Here is a 19,095-nt window from a genome sequence, read left to right as displayed (position 1 = left end):
CTCGTTGACGTCCGTCGCTCGTGCGGGAGACGTTACCCTGTTCGTCGCGTACGGGCCGACCCTGGAAGTGCCCGATGACTTGGTGGGCGAGGATGCTTTGGTCGAGACGGATTCGCCGGCACCAGCGGGAGCGGGCTCTTCTAAGGGTCGGCCGGACGCTGCATATTCATGGTCTCGCACACCCGTGCCGGGATCAGTGGGGAACGCTCTGAACCCGGGGTAGAGCTGGCTCTACCCCGTCGAATCCGGAGCGGACAACGGCTCGGTCCCGGATGCCCGACGCGTGCCGACTCGAGTGCCCAGGCCGAAGAAATCCGCAATGACATCGGCGGCCACGAAGGCTCGCGTGCCGGGCCCGAGACTCGCGACGACGTCGTGCGGTGCGGGAACCACGTGCCCCATGCCGTGCACCGTCCACAGGTGCACCGGTTCTTTGCCTCGCTCCGACCATTCGGACACGACGACGTCGCGGTGGGGTCGGGTCTCGGACGGGGCGGTGCTGATCCCGTTGCGCTCGGCGAAGTAGCCGGCGGATTCCGGCGCCGACAGGACGGCGCCGCGGGATTGCTTGCCCCAGAGGGATGCCTGGCCTCCGTCGTAGGGGGCCAGAGGATCCGCCGTGCCGTGGATCGCGAGCAGGCGAACGGGTTTCGGAATAGTCGGCAACCCGTCCGCGCGCAAGAAATTCTCCGGGGTGGGCTGGGTCGCTGCGATCGTCGCCGCGCCCGACAAGAGCTTGGGCGCCTCATGGATCAGCCGGAGGACCATGTGGCCGCCATTGGAATACCCGACGGCGAAGACCCTGGCCGGATCGATGCCGTGCGTCTGCCGGAGCCGTCTGATGGTGGCCGCGGCGAATGCGACGTCGTCGATCCCCAGTTCACGGGACCGGAAGTCCGCGCCCACGCGGGAATCGTTGAAGTGACGCTCGAAGCCGTCCATGTACGCCATCACGGTTCCGGTGCGGGCAGCGACGTCGTCGAAGGTTCCGGCGGTGAATTTGCGGAAGACCCGGGAATTCTGCTGCGACCCGTGGAAAAGGAGCACGAGCGGTGCGTTCTCCTCCACATGACTCGGTGCCACGACGGTCAGGGTGCGCTCGCGCCCCTGGAGCTCGATCGACTCTCGGCTCACGGTCAGGCAAGTGTTCACCGCATCATCGTACGTTCGGCGCACCCGGGACGTGAAAGCTCGCGTCATCACCGAGTCACGCCGGTGCGCGTTCGTCTGCCGACCGAAGCGTCAGGGCCTGGTGCCGAAGATCCGGATTTCGATGCCGTCCGGGTCGTGGAGAAGAAGCACGTTGCCGTTGGGGGTCGCATCGGGGACACCGTGGCCCAGACGTTCGAGATGGTCCGTCCATGCCTCGAGCTCCTCCTGGTCCGGAACATACAGGGAGAGCGGGCCGAATCCGTGGATCCCCCGGGCGGCCTGCGGGTTCTGGCGGAGGGCGATCGAGAGGAAAGCTTCGCCCTCTGGGGAGGACAGCGTCCCGGCGAGACCGCGCACCACGCCGTCGTCGTCCCGGAAATCCCGCTGGACCCTCAGGCCCAGCACCGATTCGTACCAGCGACGACTGCGCTCTATATCGGTCACGGGAATCTTCACGTGGTGGATTCCGGACAGTGCTGGGGTGTTCATACGACTCGACTCCTCGCGCGTGGATCGTGACCACAGGCTACTGCGGACGCCGGGTCGACGACAGGGGTCGGGGAGTCCCCGGGCACCTGTCGCCGTACGGTCCCCGTGATCAGCCGTTCAGGAGATCCTCGAAAGGGGTGACCTTGAGCGGGGGCAGCCCGTTGCCTCCGGCGAGGGAAGGCGACGCCGGTTTCGGTTCCGCCGTCACCGGGTCGCTCTCGCCCGGGTGTTCGCCGCCGAGCTTCCACGCGATGCGGTCCGCCAGCTCCGCTCCCGCCCGGTCGATGCGATGTTGCAACGAGTCGTCCGCGCCGAAGTCGTCGGTGGCGGCAAAAACACCAGTGGGAACGACGTCGGCGTGCAGGTACGCGAAGAGAGGCCGCAAGGAACTCTCGATCACGAGCGAGTGCCGAGCGGTGCCGCCCGTGGCCGCGACGACCGTGGGGACGCCGACCAGGTCGTCGTCGTCCGTCAGGTCCCAGAAGGACTTGAACAGCCCGGTGTACCCGGCCTTGAATGTCGGCGTCACCGCGATCAGGGCGTCCGCGGACCGAACGGTGTCCAGTGCACGGCCTACCTCTCCCGAGGGGAAGCCCATGGTCATGTAGTCCGCGATCCCGTGCGCCAGGCCGCGCAGGGAAACGGTCTCGACCTCGACTTCATGGGCTTCACTCCTGAGCCGAGCGAGCACCGAATCCGCGATCCTCTCACCCAGAAGGGCGGTCGACGACGGCTCGGACAGACCGTCCGTCACGACGACCAGTGTGGCCTTACGCATGATGTTCTCCTCCCTGGACCGTGCGGGCCTCGGCGACGCGCGGATGCACCGGGGCCTCCGGGACCTCGGGGTTGTGCGAGGCCGCGTACTCCTTGCGGAGCTCCGGCAGAACCTGCTCGCCGAACATGTCCAACTGCTCAAGAACCGTCTTGAGCGGCAGGCCGGCGTGGTCGACCAGGAACAGCTGACGCTGGTAATCACCCGCGTACTCCCGGAACGACAGGGTCTTCTCCAGAACCTCCTGCGGCGAACCCACGATCAACGGGGTCTGGTCCGTGAACTCCTCCAGGGTGGGGCCGTGGCCGTAGACCGGTGCGTTGTCGAAGTACGGACGGAACTCCCGCCACGCATCCTGCGTCTTCTGGCGCATGAAGAACTGCCCACCCAGGCCGACGATCGCCTGTTCGGCCTTGCCGTGGCCGTAATGCTCATAGCGCTCGCGGTACAGATTGATCATCTGGGCCGTGTGTTCCTTGTTCCAGAAAATGTTGTTGTGGAAGAAGCCGTCGCCGTAGTACGCCGCTTGTTCCACGATCTCCGGCGTACGGATGGACCCGTGCCACACGAACGGTGCGACGCCGTCGAGCGGCCGAGGAGTGGAGGTGAACGACTGCAACGGGGTACGGAATTTGCCCTGCCAGTTCACGACGTCCTCGTTCCACAGGCGGTGCAGCAGGTTGTAGTTCTCCACCGCGAGGTTCACGCCCTGTCGGATGTCCTTGCCGAACCAAGGGTAGACCGGGCCCGTGTTCCCGCGCCCGAGCATGAGATCCACGCGCCCCTCCGCAAGGTGCTGGACGTACGAGTAGTCCTCGGCCAGACGCACCGGGTCCATCGTGGTGATCAGGGTGGTCGACGTCGAGAGGATCAGGTTCTCGGTCTGCGCCGCGAGGTAGGCCATGAGCGTGGGCGGATTCCCCGGGGCCACAAACGGCGGATTGTGGTGCTGGCCGGTCGCAAACACGTCCAGACCGATGTCCTCGGCCTTCTTGGCAATTTCGACGGTGGCCTTGATGCGCTCGTGCTCCGTGGGAGTGGTGCCGGTGGTGGGGTCCTGGGTGACGTCCCCGATCGTCATGATTCCGAGTTGCAAGGTGACCTCCTGCTGACTGGTTCGGGGCCGGCGCCGTCGGCGTGACCCGTGGGGGTTTGGGTGAATCATCCTGCACAACACGGTTCCACTTCCGCTTATTCCCGGCAAAAATTATTTGAATCGTAAAGCAAGTTTGAGGGGTGGGTGTGCGGCTTGGGGTGTGGTGGCCGAGGTGGCAATCTCGTGCGGATTCAGCGCCGAGGTGGCAGAATCGTGCGGTTTTTGGCGGGTTTTTGTCCCAAAACTGCCACCTCGCTACTGGGAACGCACGGGATTGCCACCTCGCCGCTGGGAGCGCACGGGATTGCCACCTCGCGGCGGGGAATGCACGGGATTGCCACCTCGGCCGTGCTGGGCGGCCGGCGACGCGGCCGACGACGCGGCCGAGGAGGCGTGCGTGCGAGACGTACTCGGCCGCGTCTACCCTCCGACGCCGCAGGATCCCCCGCCGAACCGCCACCGGTTCGAGGAGAACCACGCGTAGACCCACCGGGCTCCGACCGACGCCACGGGGGCCAGAATCAGCCGACCCGTGAGCCTGTCGACCCGATGCGGCGAGGCAAGAAGGGCTTTTCCGATCGACTCGTGTCCCCAGAACTTCCTCGCCCCGGGGACGAGCTTTCCTTCGGGCGGTCGCGGGCCCTCCGCATAGACGGCTTCTTCGAGAAATCTCTCGCACTCACCATCCGTGAGTTCTTCCTGGACCCGGGAGAAGGGGACGACGTCGAGGCGGTCGCGGGTTCGGCGATCCAGGAATCTGGCCGCCGGAACGCAGAGCCCGCAGGCGTCGTCGTACACGAATGTTCGCATGAGCCGACCATAGCCCTCCCGGGCGAGTCGTGTCTCACCCCGTGGGGACCTGCTCCCGGTTCTCCCTCTCATCCGACCGCTGGGCCTTCCGACCTCGACGGCGTGCCGAGCCCGGACGTCGGACCTTGGTCGCGGACAGAGTGGTGCCCATCGACGCGAGAATCACCAGCGCGATGGCGAGCAACCGGAGCGGACCGACCACCTGATGCAGCAGAAGGAAACCGAACAGGGCAGCGAAAGCGGGCTCGAGGCTCAGGAGAATGCTGAAGGTCGCATTCGGAAGGCGCCGCAACGCCTTGAGCTCGAGAGTGTACGGAATGACCGAGGACATCAGCCCCACCACGGCCCCCATCACCAGGAGTTTCGGGTCGGAGAACGCATGGACCGCGGAGGGTCCACCGACTGGGGCAAGAACCACGGCCGCGACCGCCATCGCGACGGCGAGACCGCCGGTGCCGGGGACCGTGCGCCCGACCTGGGCACTCGTCAGGACGTAGACGGCCCAGAATGCGCCCGCGATGAGCACGCAGACCACCCCGAGGGGATCCAGAGCGGCGCTCGCGGCCGTCACGCTCTCGACGCCGAGCACGGCCATCCCGGCCAGGGCGAGCAGCACCCACAGGAAGTCCACGATCCTGCGGGAGAGGATGGCGGCCAGCGCCAAGGGGCCCAGGAACTCGATGGCCACACCCGCCCCGAGCGGGATACGCGCGATGCCCGCGTAGAAGAAGCCGTTCATGCCGGCCAGAGCGAGCCCGAAAAGGACGACGGAACGCCACTGCTTGCCGGTCCACCCGGCGACCCGAGGCCGCGTGATGACCAGAAGAATGACCGCCGCAAACAACATCCGCAACGAGGTGACGCCCCAGGGGCCGAGCTGCGGGAACAGCGACGTCGCGATCGAGGCACCCAGCTGGAGTGACGTGCAGGAACCGATGACGAACAGGATCCCGGGGGCCATGCTCCGAGGAGAGTCCGACCCCGGGCTCACGGTGGGTATCGAGCCGGTGGTCACGACGGCCGGAGTCACACCTGTTGCGGGTCCGGTGCTCATGGTGTTCACGGGTCACCTCCTGAAGGAACGAATCTGATGACGTCGCCCTGATCCCCGGAACAACGCGGGAGGGGCAGGTATTAAGCATGGGCCTTCAGGGAATGGGTAGTCTAGCGAATGTATCTAACCCCAAAAGGTAAGAAAAAATAATCATCGGGCGGAGCCGCCGAACGACGTCGGCTGCCGAGGTGACCGCCGACGTGAGCGCCGACGTCGGGCACCCCCACTCACCAACAGCCCGTACTGACGAGATCCCGGAATATCCGGGGAAACGACTGGCGCCCGTGGATCCCGGGAGGAAGAAAACTGTGCTCAATCTTCAGCGGCTCCGTATGCTTCGCGAGGTCCAACGCATGGGGACGTTGGCGAAGGTCGCGCGGTCGATGGCGTACACGCCGTCGGCCGTGTCCCAACAGTTGGCTCTTTTGGAGAGGGAGGCCGGCGTCGTGCTCCTGGAGCATGTGGGACGCGGGGTGCGTCTGACTCCCGAGGCGGAGAATCTGGTTCACCACGCGGACGCCATGCTCGCCCGCATGGAGCTCGCCGAGTCGGAACTGGCGGGTTCCCACACCGAGGTGGGAGGCACGTTGCGCATCGGGGCCTTCCAGACCGCGGTCATGACGGTCGCTTCGCGGGCTCTGGACATTCTCGACGAGAGGCACCCGAAGCTCGCGGTCGACATCACTCAGCGGGAAGTCGGGGAAGCCTACGAAGGACTCCTTGCCCACGAATTCGACGTGATCATCGGAGAGGAATATCCGGGGCTGGCCGAACCGGTACGGGAAGGGGTCGACAGGACCACCGTGATCAGGGATCCGCTGAACCTGGTCATCCCGGGAGAGGGTCCTCTGGCCGAGACTCCCCGTCGATTCAGCGACCTCAAGGACGCACCCTGGGCGATGGACCCCGCGGACCAGCCGACGGGTCAGTGGGCACGGGGAATCTGCCGCAGCGCCGGATTCGAGCCGAGGGTCCGATTCGACACCAGGAACCCCCTCATCCAGGCCCACCTGGTCCGCACGGGGCACGCCGTCGCCCTGATCCCCGCCCTGCTCAACCGGCAGTACCTGGCCGGAACCCGGCTGATCGGCCTCCCGGGGGACGACCACCGGATGGTCTACACATCGAACCGCACGGGCCGAGCGAGCCACCCCGCCATCCTCGCTTGTCGGGAGGCGTTTCAGGAAGCCGTCCGGGGAGAAACCGCACCGGAACCCGACCTGCGGCTGACGGAGTAACGCCGGGGGGGGGGAGTTGGCGGCGTGCTTCTTCCCGGGGGCTGGCGTGCTTCTTCCCGGGGGCGAGGTGGCAATCTCGTGCGGTTTTCGTGGCGAGGTGGCAGGTTTGTGCGGGTTTCGGCCCGAAAAGTGCACGGGGTTGCCACTTCGCGGGCGTGGGTGCACAGAACTGCCACTTCGCGGTTCCGGTTGCACAAGATTGCCACTTCGCGGTCGTGGTTGCACAGAACTGCCACTTCGCGGTCGCAGCCGCACAAAACTGCCACCTCGCGCGATCCCGCGATCGTGTGATCGCGTGATCGCAGGGAGGGGCGGGGAGTGCAGGGGCGGGGGAGATGCCGACGTCGATCGCCCAAGACTGCGTTTTCTTGAGCCAGATGACGGATTCTTTCAATTCCTCTGACTCTCGCGACCGGGATGGATAGCCTGATGGCAGACGCACGGCATCACCCCGTGTCACTCGCAATCCAGAGGAATCGCATCGTGACCGCTTTCAGGAATTCCCAGACCTGGGCGCTGGCCTCGCGCTTCGAGGCATTGGACTGTCCTATCCGCTGAGCGGCGCCGCAATCCCCGTGAATCTTGGGCGGGTCGGGCGTCGCCGTCGTCATGATGCCCGAAACAATTCCCCAGGAAGATTCTCATGCCCTTGCCGCCCCGAGACCGGAAGCCTCATTTCCGGTGGGCCAGTCTCCTTGCTCTCGGCTTCAGCACGTTGCTCGTGCTGACCGGGTGCGGATCCTCCGAGAACGCCGGAAGCAAGCACACCTCGGACTCCCCCGTCTCCGGGGGAACGCTCCGCCTTGCCTTCGACGCCGATCCCGGGTGCGTGGACGGACAACAAGCCGGACAGAACGTCGCCCTCAACGTGACCCGACAGGTCACCGACTCGTTGACCTACCAGGACCCCGATTCCGGTGAGTTGGAGCCCTGGCTCGCGGAATCGTGGGACGTGAATGACGACTCGACCGAGTTCACGTTCCACCTCCGGGACGGGGTCACATTCCAGGACGGAACGGATTTCACCGCCCAGTCCGTCAAGAACAATCTGCGGGCGATCCAGGACCTGGGGGCCAAGGCCAGCCTGGGGTCCACTTACCTGACGGGCCTGTCGGACATACGGACACCCGACGACCGAACCGTCACGGTGGACTTCGACGAACCCAACGCCCAGTTCCTCCAAGCGACATCCACCATGACCCTCGGTTTCTACTCCGACGCCACGCTGGCCAAATCCGCCGAGGACCGGTGCGGGGGCGACGTCGTGGGCACCGGGCCCTTCCGGCTCGCGAAATACACTCCGCGACAGAGCGTCCACCTCGACAGGTTCGATGACTACGCCTGGGCCCCTGACTCGGCAGACCATACGGGTGCGGCCTACCTCGACGCCGTGGACATGTCGATCGTCCCCGAAGCGACCGTCCGCAACGGGAGCCTGGCCTCCGACCAGATCGACGTCGATACCGTGGTCCAGCCCCAGGACGAAGAACTCCTCCAGGCCTCGGACTACAAGATCCTCGACCGGCCGAACCCCGGCGTCGTCTACAACCTGATCCTCAACGAGTCCAGGCCGCTCTTCTCCGACGAACGTGTGCGCAAGGCCCTGACCAAGTCCATCGACCGCGACCAGTTGCGGGCGTTGCTCTCGAGGTACCAGGAACCGGCGACGTCGCTGCTCGCCCGGTCCACACCGGATTACCAGGACGTCTCCGATCTGCTGGGCCACGACCCCGACGGCGCCGCGAAACTCCTCGACCAGGCCGGATGGACGATGAACCACAAGACCGGTCTGAGGGAGAAGGACGGCCGGACCCTGAGCTTCACGGTCAAGTACTGGCAGTCCGCGCCCTTCCTGGAACTCGTGCAGCAGCAGCTGAGGGAGTCGGGCATCGAGATGAAGCTCGAGCAGACCACGGTCGCCAACACCGAGGCGGCCAGGCAATCCGGAGAGGCCGACGCCGAGTTCATGAATCTGACCCGGTCGGATCCGGACGTGCTCCGAACCGTCTTCGACGCGAACGGTGCCAACCGGAACAGGCGGGAGCCCGCGCAGGTCGACCAGGACCTGGACCGCTCGGCCGGGGTCAAGGATCCGACGGAGCGGAAGAAGCTCGTCGATGATTCCGTGTCCGCCCTGATCGAGGACGCGCACTCGGTCCCGCTGGTCGAGCTGTCCGGTGTGATGGCGACGTCGCCCCACGTCCAGGGGTTCCGTTACGAGGCGTCTTCACGCTTCGAGCTGTACGACACCTGGCTGGACGACGCCGACGGCACGACCGGCCCCGGATCCGGCCCCAGCTCCGACGCCGGCGCCAACTCCGACTCCGCGAGAGGAGCGACCCAATGAACCCGGTGGTCGCGATGATCCTGCGTCGCCTCGGTTTCGGTGTGCTCGTGCTCTGGGCCGCCTACACCCTGGCCTTCCTGCTGCTGTACGCTCTGCCCGGAGACTCCGTGGCCGCGGTGCTGGGCGGAGACCTTTCGACGGCCACCCAACAGGAAATCGACGAGATTCGGCACCAGTACGGTTTCGACCAGCCGCTGATCGTCCAGTACCTGACCTCTCTCGGCGACGCAGTGCGAGGAAACCTCGGGACGTCGTACACCACCGGACAGCCCGTGACGGCGGCCATCGGCCAGGCCCTGCCCGTGACGATCGAGTTGGCGGCATGGTCGCTGCTCATCGCCGTCCCCGGGGGAATCCTGGTGGCACTCGCCGCCGTCGGCGCGCGGAACCCGTGGTTGCGCAATCTGCTCTCGGGTCTCCCGAGCGTGGGGGTCTCCCTGCCGACCTTCTGGGTCGGCCTGCTCCTCCTGCAGTTCTTCTCCTTCCGACTGGGCCTCATCCCGGCGATCGGGGCGCGCGGTTTCGCCGGAGTCATTCTCCCCGCACTGACGCTCTCGCTTCCTCTCGGCGCGATGATCGCCCAGGTGTTGTTGCGATCCCTCACCCACGAGTGGACGCGGCAATTCGTCACGACATACCGTGCCGCCGGCCTGAGCCGAGTGCGCCTCCTCCTCTCGCACGCGCTTCCACCGGCCGGGGTTTCGCTCCTGTCGATCGCCGGCGTGGTCCTCGGCAACGTTCTGGGTGGCGCGGTCATCGTCGAGACGGTCTTCACCCGCAACGGGATCGGTCGGCTCGCCGAAACATCGGTCACGGGACAGGACATGCCCGTGGTCCTCGGCGTCGTGATGTTGTCCGCTCTCGTGTTCGTGGTGGTCAACCTCGTGGTCGATCTGCTCTACCCGATCCTCGATCCCAGAACCCGTCCCGTCCAGGAGTCGCGCTCATGACTGCCACCGAATTCAGCACGCGCCTGGAGGACCCCGAGGAAGAACCGGTGGGCACCCAGGGGCGCGGGCGCAGGACCACGACGACGATGCTTCGTCTTCCCTTCGGCCTGATCCTGTCCTCTCTCGTGGTCCTGGTGGTTCTGGCCTGGGCGGTCCTTCCCTCCTTGTTCGTCACGGAGAACCCGTTGCTGGGAGATCCCGACATCCGGTTGTCGCCGCCGAACGCCCACCACTGGTTCGGAACCGACCACCTGGGCCGAGACATTTTCTCTCGTGTCGTCCAGGGCGCCGGGGCATCACTGGGAACCACCGCCATCGCCGTCCTCATGTCCTTCGTGACCGGTACCTTCCTGGGACTGGTTGCCGGGACCGCCGGCCGCGTGGTCGACACCGTTCTCATGAGAATCGTGGACGTCCTCCAGTCCGTCCCCTCCCTGCTTCTGTCCTTGGCCGTCGTCGCATCGCTGGGCTCGGGGCCGGTGAACATCGCGGTCGCCGTCGCCGTGGCCTCCGTGCCTTCCTTCGCGAGGCTCATGCGGGGCGAAGTGCTGCGCTGGAGGAATTCGCTGTTCATCGAAGCCGCGACCATGTCGGGCATCAGGACACCCGAGATCCTCTTGCGCCACGTCCTGCCCCACGCGATCGGACCCGTCGGCGCTCTCGCCGCCATCGAGTTCGGCGCGGCGGTTCTCGCGATCTCGGCCCTGAGCTTTCTCGGATTCGGGACCCAGCCGCCCGACCCCGAATGGGGCCTCCTGATCTCCGAGGGTCGGGACTACCTCGCCAGCTCGTGGTGGATGACCGTGATCCCCGGGCTGGTGATCGCGGGCGTCGTCGTATCCGTCAATCGCATTGCCCACGCCCTCCAAACGGAGAGGAGACCATCATGACTCCCTGGACCCCAACCCTGACCCGATCCCGCGCACAGCAGCGCACCGAGGCAACACAACCCGCGGCGTCGGGACCCGCGGACGCGCACCATCACGAGGTCGACGCCGAAGAGACCGGCCGCACTCACACGGAGCACGGGACCGACAACCAGGTCGCCGCCCTCACCCTGCGCGATCTGACGGTGCGCTACGCCCCCGCCGCGTCCCCCGCCGTCGAAGGCGTATCGCTGACCGTCCCGGTCGGGCAGACCCTGGCCGTCGTCGGGGAATCCGGATCGGGCAAATCGACCACCGCCGCCGTGGCCGCCGGGTTGCTCCCGGGTTCCGCGCACGCACGAACGGCCGAACAACGGCTGATGGGGCAGGACATGCGCGGCGCCTCCGACAAGGTGTGGAAAAACGTCCGCGGCGACCTGCTGGGATACGTCCCCCAGGACACCGGGACGGGTCTCAACCCGGTGCGCACGATTGCCTCCCAGCTGTCCGAGACGCTGCGGGCCGCGGGAACCGCGCGCCGCCAGGCCGCAGCCCGGATCGCGACGGCGCTCGCCGACGTCGGCCTCGACCCAGAACTCCACGGGTCGCGGTACCCGCACGAACTCTCCGGGGGCCAGCGACAACGGGTCCTCATCGCGCTGGCTCTCGCGCGCGAACCCCGCCTCGTGATCGCGGACGAACCGACCTCCGCGCTCGACGTCTCGGCCCAGAAGAGCATCCTGGACCTCCTGGAAGACCGGGTCGCCCGTGCAGGAGCGGGCCTTCTGCTGATCACGCACGATCTCGGTGTTGCCCGCGACCGCGCGGACAGCATCCTGGTCATGGAGAAAGGGCGTGTGGTGGAAGAAGGGCGCGCCGAACGCGTCTTCGCCGACCCCCAGCACGAGTACACCCGGAGACTGATGTCGGCCTCGCCGGTGGTGCACGCGGTTCCGCACCGGAAGACCGGCATCGTTCCGGAAGGAACCACGCCCGTGGTTCGCGCCAAGGGCCTGAGCAAGGCTTTCGGGACGGGACCGCACCGGGTCCAGGCGGTGACCGACGTCGACTTCGAGTTGGCCCCAGGCCGGACGCTGGGGATCGTGGGCGAGTCAGGGTCCGGAAAATCGACGACGGCACGCATTCTCCTTGGCCTGGAATCCTACGACCAGGGGGAATTGGAAGTCTTCGGGAAGCCCCTGGGACACAACCGGCGGCAGGGGAGAGAACTGGCAACCCGGGCGCGCTTCGTCCATCAGGACCCGACCGGTCCCCTCGACCCGAAGTACACCGTCGCCGCATCGATCGGGGAACCATTGCGCGGCTTCCGCATCGGAACCCGCGCGGAGCGGGCCGAACGCGTCAACGAGCTCCTGGACCTCGTGGCCCTCCCTCGTGACCTGGCCGGTCGCCGACCCGCGGAGCTCTCCGGGGGCCAGAGGCAACGCGTCTCCATTGCCCGGGCGCTCGCGGTCGATCCCGAGCTCATCGTGCTGGACGAACCGGTCTCCGCGCTCGACGTCTCGGTCCAGGCCCAGATCCTTGATCTCCTCGCGGACCTCCAGGAGCGGCTGGGGTTGTCATACGTGTTCATCAGTCACGACCTGGCCGTCATCCGCCAGATCTCCGACGACGTCCTGGTCATGGCCGAGGGACGCGTGATCGAGTCCGGACCGGCGGGGGAAGTCTTCGATACCCCGCGGGAGCAGCTGACTCGGACACTCATCGAGGCGGTTCCCGGAACCCGTCACGAAAGCGCCCGGGCGAACGTCATATGACGTCGTCGGGCTTCGGGTGAACCGTGTGTGACGTGGCGGCGGAATCGGAGGTCATGTCCTTTCGAGGCCGCTGACCAGGTTGTAAGTTCGCTATCAGGATCACGAGCACCGGTCGTGAAGCTCTGGCTGACCGGTCGGCAACCCTTTCCGCTGTGATGGGGTGCCCCAGATGAAGATCCGGCCGGGAGCACACCGCTCCCCGGCAAGCACGGCGTCACGAGAAGGACTCGGCGCCCCGCCTTCGAAGGGGATTACGATGTCAGCAGAGGAATACCCGCAGGGACCCGGGCTCGGCACGGTGCAGATCCACGGTGGCACGACCGACCCGCCGTCGGCCCGCCCGGTTCGACCGCCGCTGTACCTGACCGCCTCCTACGAATTCGATACTCTTCGCGATGCCAGGGAGTGCTTCGGTCAGCGGGAACCCGGATTCACGTACTCGAGGACCGGAAGCCCCACCGTGGGACTCCTGGAGCGTCGGCTGGCCGAGCTCGAGGGCGGTGTCGGCGCCGTCGCGACGTCCTCCGGACAGGCCGCGCTGACCCTGACCCTCCTTGCCCTGGCCGGGCGTTCGGGGCAGAGCCAGGACGGCGAGCCGCACCCCGAGATTCCCGCGGGACACGTGGTTGCCTCGAACCGCATCTACGGCGGTACTGCCGACCTCCTCAACGACACGCTCGCAGAGGCGGGCATCGCGGTCACCTGGGTCGACCCTCATCGACCGAACGAGTGGGAACGGGCCGTGACGGAACGGACCCGGGCATTCCTCGTGGAATCCGTCGGGAACCCGCACGCCGATCTCCCGGACATTCCCGACATCGCGGCCATCGCACACGCCGCCGGATCCGCGCTCGTGGTGGACAACACCCTCGCGACGCCGCACCTCCTGCAACCGGGAAAGCTCGGGGCCGACGTCGTCGTTCACTCGGTCACGAAGTACCTGACCGGCAACGGCAGCGCGCTGGCCGGAATCGTTGTGGACACCGGACGGTTCTCGCCGAGCAGTGATGCGGCCCGATGGCCCCAGTTCACCGCGCCGCGCCGCCGGTTCGGCAATCAGTCGCTGGTTGCGGGGCACGGCGAGCACGGGGCCTTCCTTCACCTCGTCAGGGCGCAGCTGCTCAACGATCTCGGCCCGAGCCTGGCACCGTGGAATGCTCAGCAGGCACTGGACGGGATCGAGACCCTGGACGTCCGGGTGGACCGTCACTGCCGGGTTGCGGAAGGGATCGCCCGGCGTTTGGCTTCCCATCCGCGCGTGCGGAGCGTGCGGCACCCGAGCCTTCCCGGCTCGAGCGACGCCGCGATCGCCGACCGCGACTTCCCACGCGGTACCGGGGCGGTCCTCTCCTTCGAGATCGACGGGACCACGGACGACGTCGAGCGATTCTTCGACTCGTTGGAACTGTTCAAGCTCGCCGCCAACCTCGGCGACGGACGATCGATGGCCACCCACCCGGCGTGGACGACCCATTGTCGACTCACCCCCGAACTCAGGGAGGCGGGAGAGATCACCGAGCAGACCGTTCGGCTGGCCCTCGGACGCGAAGACGTCGAGGACCTGTGGCAGGACCTCGCGACGTCGCTCGACAGGGTCACCGGAGCCAGCCCGAACCAGGCACCCACCGCACGCGAGAAGGAGACCGTTCGAGCATGACCGCGACGCAAGAAATCAACGACCTCGGGTCACGCCGGCCTGCGCAGGACGGGACCTCCGCGAGGACGCAGCCGTCCGTGGTCCGGCCCGGATTCAGGACGGCCGCCGTCCACGCAGGACAGGAGCCGGACCCCTTGACGGGGGCCGTGATCCCGCCCATCTACCAGACCTCGACGTTCACGCAGGACGGGGTCGAGACGCTCAAGAGCGGATACGAGTACTCGCGTGGCGGAAACCCGACGCGCACCGCCCTGGAAACGCAACTCGCGCAGGTCGAGAACGGGACCCACGCCTTTGCCTTCGCATCCGGGATCGCCGCGGAGGACGCCCTGCTGCGTTCGGTGCTCCGACCCGGGAACACCGTGGTGGCGGCGGCGGAGACCTATGGCGGGACACATCGGCTCCTCAGCCAGTTGTATTCCAGGTGGGGGGGTCGAGACCGCGTTCGTGCCCCCAACCAGGACCGACGAGCGCGACCGCCTGCTCGCTGATCCGTCGACGACCGTCCTCTGGGTCGAGACGCCGACCAACCCCTTGCTGAGCATCGTGGACCTCCGCGAATGGGCTGAGGCCGCTCATGCCGCCGGGGCGCTGCTGGTCGTCGACAATACGTTCGCCTCGCCTGCGCTCCAGAATCCTTTGACGTGGGGTGCCGACGTCGTGGTCCACTCGACCACCAAGTACATCGGTGGGCATTCGGATGTGTTGGGCGGTGCGCTGGTCGTCGGTGACGCGGTGTGGGAGGACCAGCCCCTGGCCGAGGTGTTGCAATTCCAACAATTCGCCGGCGGTGCCGTCGCGGGTCCGCAGGATGCGTTCCTGACCTCGCGCAGCCTCAAGACCCTCGGAGTCCGTATCCGGCAGCACTGCGAAAACGCCCAAACCATTGCCGAATGGCTCGCGGACCGAAACGACGTCGAACGGGTCTGGTACCCGGGTCTTCCGGAACACCCGGGGCACGACGTCGCTGCGAGGCAGATGTCCGGATTCGGCGGGGTCGTGTCCCTGCGTGTCCGGGGCGGCGAAGCAGCGGCGAGGGCGTTTGCGGAGTCCACCGAGGTGTTCGGGCTCTCCGTGAGTCTCGGGGGAGTCGAGTCGCTGATATCCCACCCCGCGACCATGACCCACGGGTCGACCAAGGGAACCCCCGAGGCCCCGCCGAGCGACGTCGTCCGCCTGTCGGTGGGCATCGAGGACGTCGAGGATCTGCAGGCCGACCTCGATCGAGCCCTGGCCGGAGTGCGCTGACCCCGGGATCCCGGCCAACGGCCCCTAAGGGGTCTCGCGCCGGATCGGGTACGTGCTGCCGCCCAGATCCGGATCGGGAAGGACCTCGTCCGGGTCGATGAGTTCCACACGGTGGCCGTCGGCGGTGAGCCGTCGGAGGCCCTCGAGGAACATGCGGCGGGCCATGGCGTCCAAACGGGTCACCTTGGTGAGGTCGAAGACCATGGTTCCGGGGTCGCATTCGAGGGATGCCATGCGGTGCAGGATCGCCTCGGCCCCGGAGAACTGGATGACTCCCTGGAGCCGCATCACGGTCTCGTCGTCGCCCTCGCTGACCGAGCGGATGGTGTTGGACCCGAAAATACCGGCGTTGAGCAGGTGGAGGCCCATGTCCTGCGAGAGCTTGTTGAACACGTTGACTCCCCGGACGCTGTTGCCCTTCGGGTCCAGGCGGGGGGAGAACACGCCGATACCGACCTGACCGGGCAGGACCCCGAGGATTCCGCCCGAGACCCCGGACTTCGCGGGGATTCCGACGTCGGAGAACCAGGTCCCCGAGGCGTCGTACATCCCCGCCGAGACCATGACCGCGAGCACTTGGCGGGCCACGTCCCGGCTCGCCACGCGTTCACCCGTGAAGGGGTGCATGCCGCGGTTGGCCAGGGTCGCGCCCATGACGGCGAGATCGCGGACGTTGACCTTGATGGCGCACTGGGCGACGTACCCGGCGACGACCTGGTGCGCGTGCTCCTCGAAGACGCCGAGGTTCCTCAGCATGTGGGCCAGAGCGAAATTCCGGTCCGCCGTCTCGAGCTCCGAGCGGAACACGGATTCGTCCATTTCGAGTTTCCGGCCCGCGAGGCGAGAGAAGAATTCCACGGTGTGGTTGGCCCGGTCCTCCAGGGAGGAATCGGGCTCCGCCAGCATGCTGTGGATGGTGATGGCCCCCGCGTTGATCATGGGGTTCTTCGGCCGGTTCGTCCCTTTCTCGAGGGAGAGCTCGTTGAAAGCCTCACCCGTGGGCTCGACGCCGACTTTCGCGCTGATCGCCTCCAGGCCCCTGTCGGTGAGGGCCGAGGCGTAGGCGAATGGCTTCGAAATCGATTGGATCGTGAACTCGCGCTCGTCGTCGCCCACGGAATAGGTGCGACCATCGATGGTGGTCAGGGCGATCGAGAAAACCTCCGGGTCCGCCTTGGCGAGCTCGGGAATGTAATCGGCGAGATCGCCTCCATCCATGGCGGTCGTGTCATTGAAGAGCTGGTGCAGGTACTTCCTTACGGGTGACTCCAATGGTTCCTTTCCGCATCGGCGTGGTTCAACGGGGGATGGTTGCCTGAGTCGAGCCTATTTCATCCCGCGGGCAAGGGGTATGACGGCGTGCGCACAGACGGCCTTTGGAGCTGATACCGGCGTGAACGCCAGGGGCGCTACGACTTGGCGTCGCGGAGAGTCCGCAGGGCCATGAGTACCGCGCCGAGCATCAGGACGACGCCGATTCCGGACGTGATCCCCACCCCGGAGTCGAATGCGGCCCGGGCCGAGTGCAGGAGGGACTCGCCGGCGGGCCCGCCGAGGTGCGCGGCGACGTCGGTCGCACCGCCCAGCGTTTCTCGGGCGGCATCGCGGGACGCCTCGGGAACCTCGTCCGGGATCGAGACGTTTGCTCGGTATGTGGCGTTGAGGATCGACCCCAGCACCGCGGTCCCGAGAACCGCGCCGGTCTCGTAAGCTGTTTCCGAGATCGCGGAGGCCGAACCGGCCTTGTGGGCGGGGACGGCGTCCAGGATGAGGTCATTCGAGATGGTCTCCGCGGACCCGATGCCGATGCCGAGAATCACGAAAGCCAGGATCAGGCCCGCGTCCGACCCGGCAGGGCCGGCGAAGAACATGACGCCGAAACCGATCGCGTTCAGAAAGAGACCGGTTGCCACCACGTGGGCGGGTTTGAACCTCCGGACCACGGGGACAACGGCCAGTCCCGCCACAATCGTGGCTCCCAGTCCAGGAATCAGGGCGACGCCGGCCTCCATCGGCGTCATCCCGCTGATGAGCTGAAGGTGCTGGGACACGAAGTACAGGAACCCCACGAGCGAGAACACGCTCAGAAGGTTCGATCCGACGGCCCCGGAGAACACGGAGTTGGTGAACAGCCGGACGTCCAGCATGGGGTCCGGTCGGCGAAGCTGACGGCGGACGAACCAGACTCCGGCCAGCACGGTCACCGCGAAACAGATGATCACGGCGGTCCCGAGCCCGTGGCTCGCGAAGGACTTGATGCCGTAGACGAGGGGAGTCATGGTCGCCATGACCAGGACGATGCTGGTGATGTCGATTGGGCTGGGGTGGGGATCGCGTGACTCGGGGATCAGCAGGCGCGCGAAGATCAGGAACGGAACAAGCATGGGCACGGCCATCAGGAAGATCGATCCCCAATAAAAATGTTCGAGAAGGAAGCCGCCCACGATGGGGCCGAGTGCGGCTCCTCCGGAGAATCCCGAGGCCCAGATCGCGATGGCCTTCCGCCGTTCATTCGGGTCGATGAAGATGTTCCTGATCAGGGACAACGTGGCCGGCATGAGCACGGAACCGAAGAGGCCCATCGCGGCGCGGGCGGTAATCAACCACGCCGCGCTGGGGGCGAAGGCAGCCGCCACGGAGATGACGGTGAACCCCGTGGCTCCGATCATGAGCAGCCGACGGCGCCCAATGCGGTCCCCGAAACTGCCCATCGGAACCAGCAGCCCGGCCAACACGAGGGAATAGATGTCGACGATCCACAGCAACTGCGTACCGGTCGGGTTCAGGGCCGCCGAGATCGGCGGCAGCGCGAAGGAGAGGACCGTGTTGTCGACCGAAACCAGAAGAACCGGTGACATCAAGGCGGCGAGAGCCAGCCAGCGACGGTCATGCAGTGCCGGACGCTCGGTGCGTCGTTTCGGGGCGATAGGCATGGCTCTCCTCTCCTGTCGGGACGATTGTTTCCGCATTACTGTACCGTCTGGACGGTTTAGTGCCAAGGAAGTATGGTCGAGGTCATGAGTGCGAAAAGCCGTGTCCTGGACGCCTACGAGTCGATCCTGATCGCCGAGGGGGAGCGGGCGGCCACCATGGATGCCGTCGCGGCCCGCGCGGACGTCTCCAAGGGCGGATTGCTCTATCACTTCAAGGACAAGACCTCGTTGGCCGAGGGGCTGATCGAACGCCTCCTGGAGTACGCCGCGGAGGACAACGCCGCCATGCGGGCGTCACCCGAAGGCCCGTCCCGGTACTACGTCCGAACTTCCGCGTTCTACCTGGACCAGGAGTCGGGCCAGGCCGCCGCGATCGACCGCACTTTCGTGGCTGTGCTGAGCCTGGGGCAGGACGCCCAGCCCAAGGCCCGGGAGGCGATGAGCCGCATCCACGCGGACTGGTACGACATCATTCTCGAGGAAGTCGGACAACCCGCCATCGCATCGGCCATCCTCCTGATTGGCGACGGCCTCTATTACAACGCCGCCCTCGCCGGCGGGGGCGTCGAGGGCGTGCTCGATGCAATTCCGGAGGGAACCAATTTCGGCATCTCCACGGTCAGCCCGCAGGGGCTCGAGGATCTGCTCGAGATCGTTGACGCTCTCAAGGGGACGTCGACCTCATGACGACGCCGCGCGCCC

Annotated in this window: 15 protein-coding genes, 1 pseudogene and 1 riboswitch; of the genes and pseudogenes, 8 read left to right on the top strand and 8 right to left on the bottom strand. The window is 66.6% G+C overall.

Annotated elements, in window-relative coordinates:
- Positions 1-231 precede the first annotated feature (231 nt).
- From ACTSLZ_RS01835 to ACTSLZ_RS01810, 6 genes are all read right to left on the bottom strand, one after another.
- The gene (locus tag ACTSLZ_RS01835) at positions 232-1,152 is read right to left on the bottom strand and encodes an alpha/beta hydrolase family esterase (RefSeq protein WP_443095518.1); all 921 of its coding nucleotides are present in this window, start codon (positions 1,150-1,152) and stop codon (positions 232-234) included.
- Positions 1,153-1,242: 90 nt separating this feature from the next.
- Complete coding sequence (locus tag ACTSLZ_RS01830; RefSeq protein ID WP_443095517.1) at positions 1,243-1,641, bottom strand: VOC family protein; 399 nt, start codon at positions 1,639-1,641, stop codon at positions 1,243-1,245.
- 109 nt (positions 1,642-1,750) lie between these two features.
- A complete protein-coding gene (locus ACTSLZ_RS01825) occupies positions 1,751-2,419 on the bottom strand; it encodes a CE1759 family FMN reductase (RefSeq protein WP_443095516.1) in 669 nt (222 codons plus the stop codon).
- On the bottom strand, positions 2,412-3,512 hold the full coding sequence (locus tag ACTSLZ_RS01820) for an LLM class flavin-dependent oxidoreductase (RefSeq protein ID WP_443095515.1): 1,101 nt from the start codon (positions 3,510-3,512) through the stop codon (positions 2,412-2,414). The genes ACTSLZ_RS01825 and ACTSLZ_RS01820 overlap by 8 nt, the downstream gene beginning before the upstream one ends.
- A gap of 420 nt (positions 3,513-3,932) precedes the next feature.
- The gene (locus ACTSLZ_RS01815) at positions 3,933-4,322 is read right to left on the bottom strand and encodes a DCC1-like thiol-disulfide oxidoreductase family protein (protein ID WP_443095514.1); all 390 of its coding nucleotides are present in this window, start codon (positions 4,320-4,322) and stop codon (positions 3,933-3,935) included.
- A 34-nt stretch (positions 4,323-4,356) separates the two neighbouring features.
- Positions 4,357-5,376 carry an EamA family transporter gene (locus ACTSLZ_RS01810; protein ID WP_443095513.1) on the bottom strand — a complete coding sequence of 340 codons (1,020 nt, stop codon included), beginning with the start codon at positions 5,374-5,376 and terminating at the stop codon, positions 4,357-4,359.
- A gap of 308 nt (positions 5,377-5,684) precedes the next feature.
- Here ACTSLZ_RS01810 and ACTSLZ_RS01805 point away from each other — a divergent pair, with 308 nt between their 5' ends.
- From ACTSLZ_RS01805 to ACTSLZ_RS01775, 7 genes and pseudogenes are all read left to right on the top strand, one after another.
- A complete protein-coding gene (locus ACTSLZ_RS01805) occupies positions 5,685-6,614 on the top strand; it encodes a LysR family transcriptional regulator (RefSeq protein WP_129316232.1) in 930 nt (309 codons plus the stop codon).
- Between the two features lie 643 nt (positions 6,615-7,257).
- On the top strand, positions 7,258-8,961 hold the full coding sequence (locus ACTSLZ_RS01800; RefSeq protein ID WP_443095512.1) for an ABC transporter substrate-binding protein: 1,704 nt from the start codon (positions 7,258-7,260) through the stop codon (positions 8,959-8,961).
- On the top strand, positions 8,958-9,911 hold the full coding sequence (locus ACTSLZ_RS01795; RefSeq protein ID WP_206064438.1) for an ABC transporter permease: 954 nt from the start codon (positions 8,958-8,960) through the stop codon (positions 9,909-9,911). The genes ACTSLZ_RS01800 and ACTSLZ_RS01795 overlap by 4 nt, the downstream gene beginning before the upstream one ends.
- The gene (locus ACTSLZ_RS01790; protein WP_443095511.1) at positions 9,908-10,801 is read left to right on the top strand and encodes an ABC transporter permease; all 894 of its coding nucleotides are present in this window, start codon (positions 9,908-9,910) and stop codon (positions 10,799-10,801) included. The genes ACTSLZ_RS01795 and ACTSLZ_RS01790 overlap by 4 nt, the downstream gene beginning before the upstream one ends.
- On the top strand, positions 10,798-12,555 hold the full coding sequence (locus ACTSLZ_RS01785) for a dipeptide ABC transporter ATP-binding protein (RefSeq protein ID WP_443095510.1): 1,758 nt from the start codon (positions 10,798-10,800) through the stop codon (positions 12,553-12,555). Before ACTSLZ_RS01790 ends, ACTSLZ_RS01785 begins: the two co-directional genes overlap by 4 nt.
- A 97-nt stretch (positions 12,556-12,652) precedes the next feature.
- A riboswitch (SAM riboswitch) is annotated at positions 12,653-12,770 on the top strand.
- Between the two features lie 41 nt (positions 12,771-12,811).
- Positions 12,812-14,212, top strand: a complete 1,401-nt coding sequence (locus tag ACTSLZ_RS01780; protein ID WP_443095509.1) for a PLP-dependent transferase — start codon at positions 12,812-12,814, stop codon at positions 14,210-14,212.
- A pseudogene (locus ACTSLZ_RS01775) lies at positions 14,209-15,460 on the top strand (cystathionine gamma-synthase). The gene ACTSLZ_RS01780 and the pseudogene ACTSLZ_RS01775 overlap by 4 nt, the downstream one beginning before the upstream one ends.
- Before the next feature lie 24 nt (positions 15,461-15,484).
- Here ACTSLZ_RS01775 and ACTSLZ_RS01770 read toward each other — a convergent pair.
- Positions 15,485-16,732 carry a glutaminase gene (locus ACTSLZ_RS01770; RefSeq protein ID WP_129316238.1) on the bottom strand — a complete coding sequence of 416 codons (1,248 nt, stop codon included), beginning with the start codon at positions 16,730-16,732 and terminating at the stop codon, positions 15,485-15,487.
- Positions 16,733-16,869: 137 nt separating this feature from the next.
- Positions 16,870-18,393, bottom strand: coding sequence for an MFS transporter (locus tag ACTSLZ_RS01765; protein ID WP_443095508.1), 1,524 nt, complete (start codon positions 18,391-18,393; stop codon positions 16,870-16,872).
- An 84-nt stretch (positions 18,394-18,477) separates the two neighbouring features.
- Here ACTSLZ_RS01765 and ACTSLZ_RS01760 point away from each other — a divergent pair, with 84 nt between their 5' ends.
- Positions 18,478-19,080 carry a TetR/AcrR family transcriptional regulator gene (locus tag ACTSLZ_RS01760; RefSeq protein ID WP_238692438.1) on the top strand — a complete coding sequence of 201 codons (603 nt, stop codon included), beginning with the start codon at positions 18,478-18,480 and terminating at the stop codon, positions 19,078-19,080.
- Positions 19,081-19,095 lie beyond the last annotated feature (15 nt).

Source organism: Rothia koreensis (assembly GCF_052232265.1).
Classification (GTDB): domain Bacteria; phylum Actinomycetota; class Actinomycetes; order Actinomycetales; family Micrococcaceae; genus Rothia; species Rothia koreensis.
This window is presented reverse-complemented; position numbering and strand designations above follow the sequence as displayed.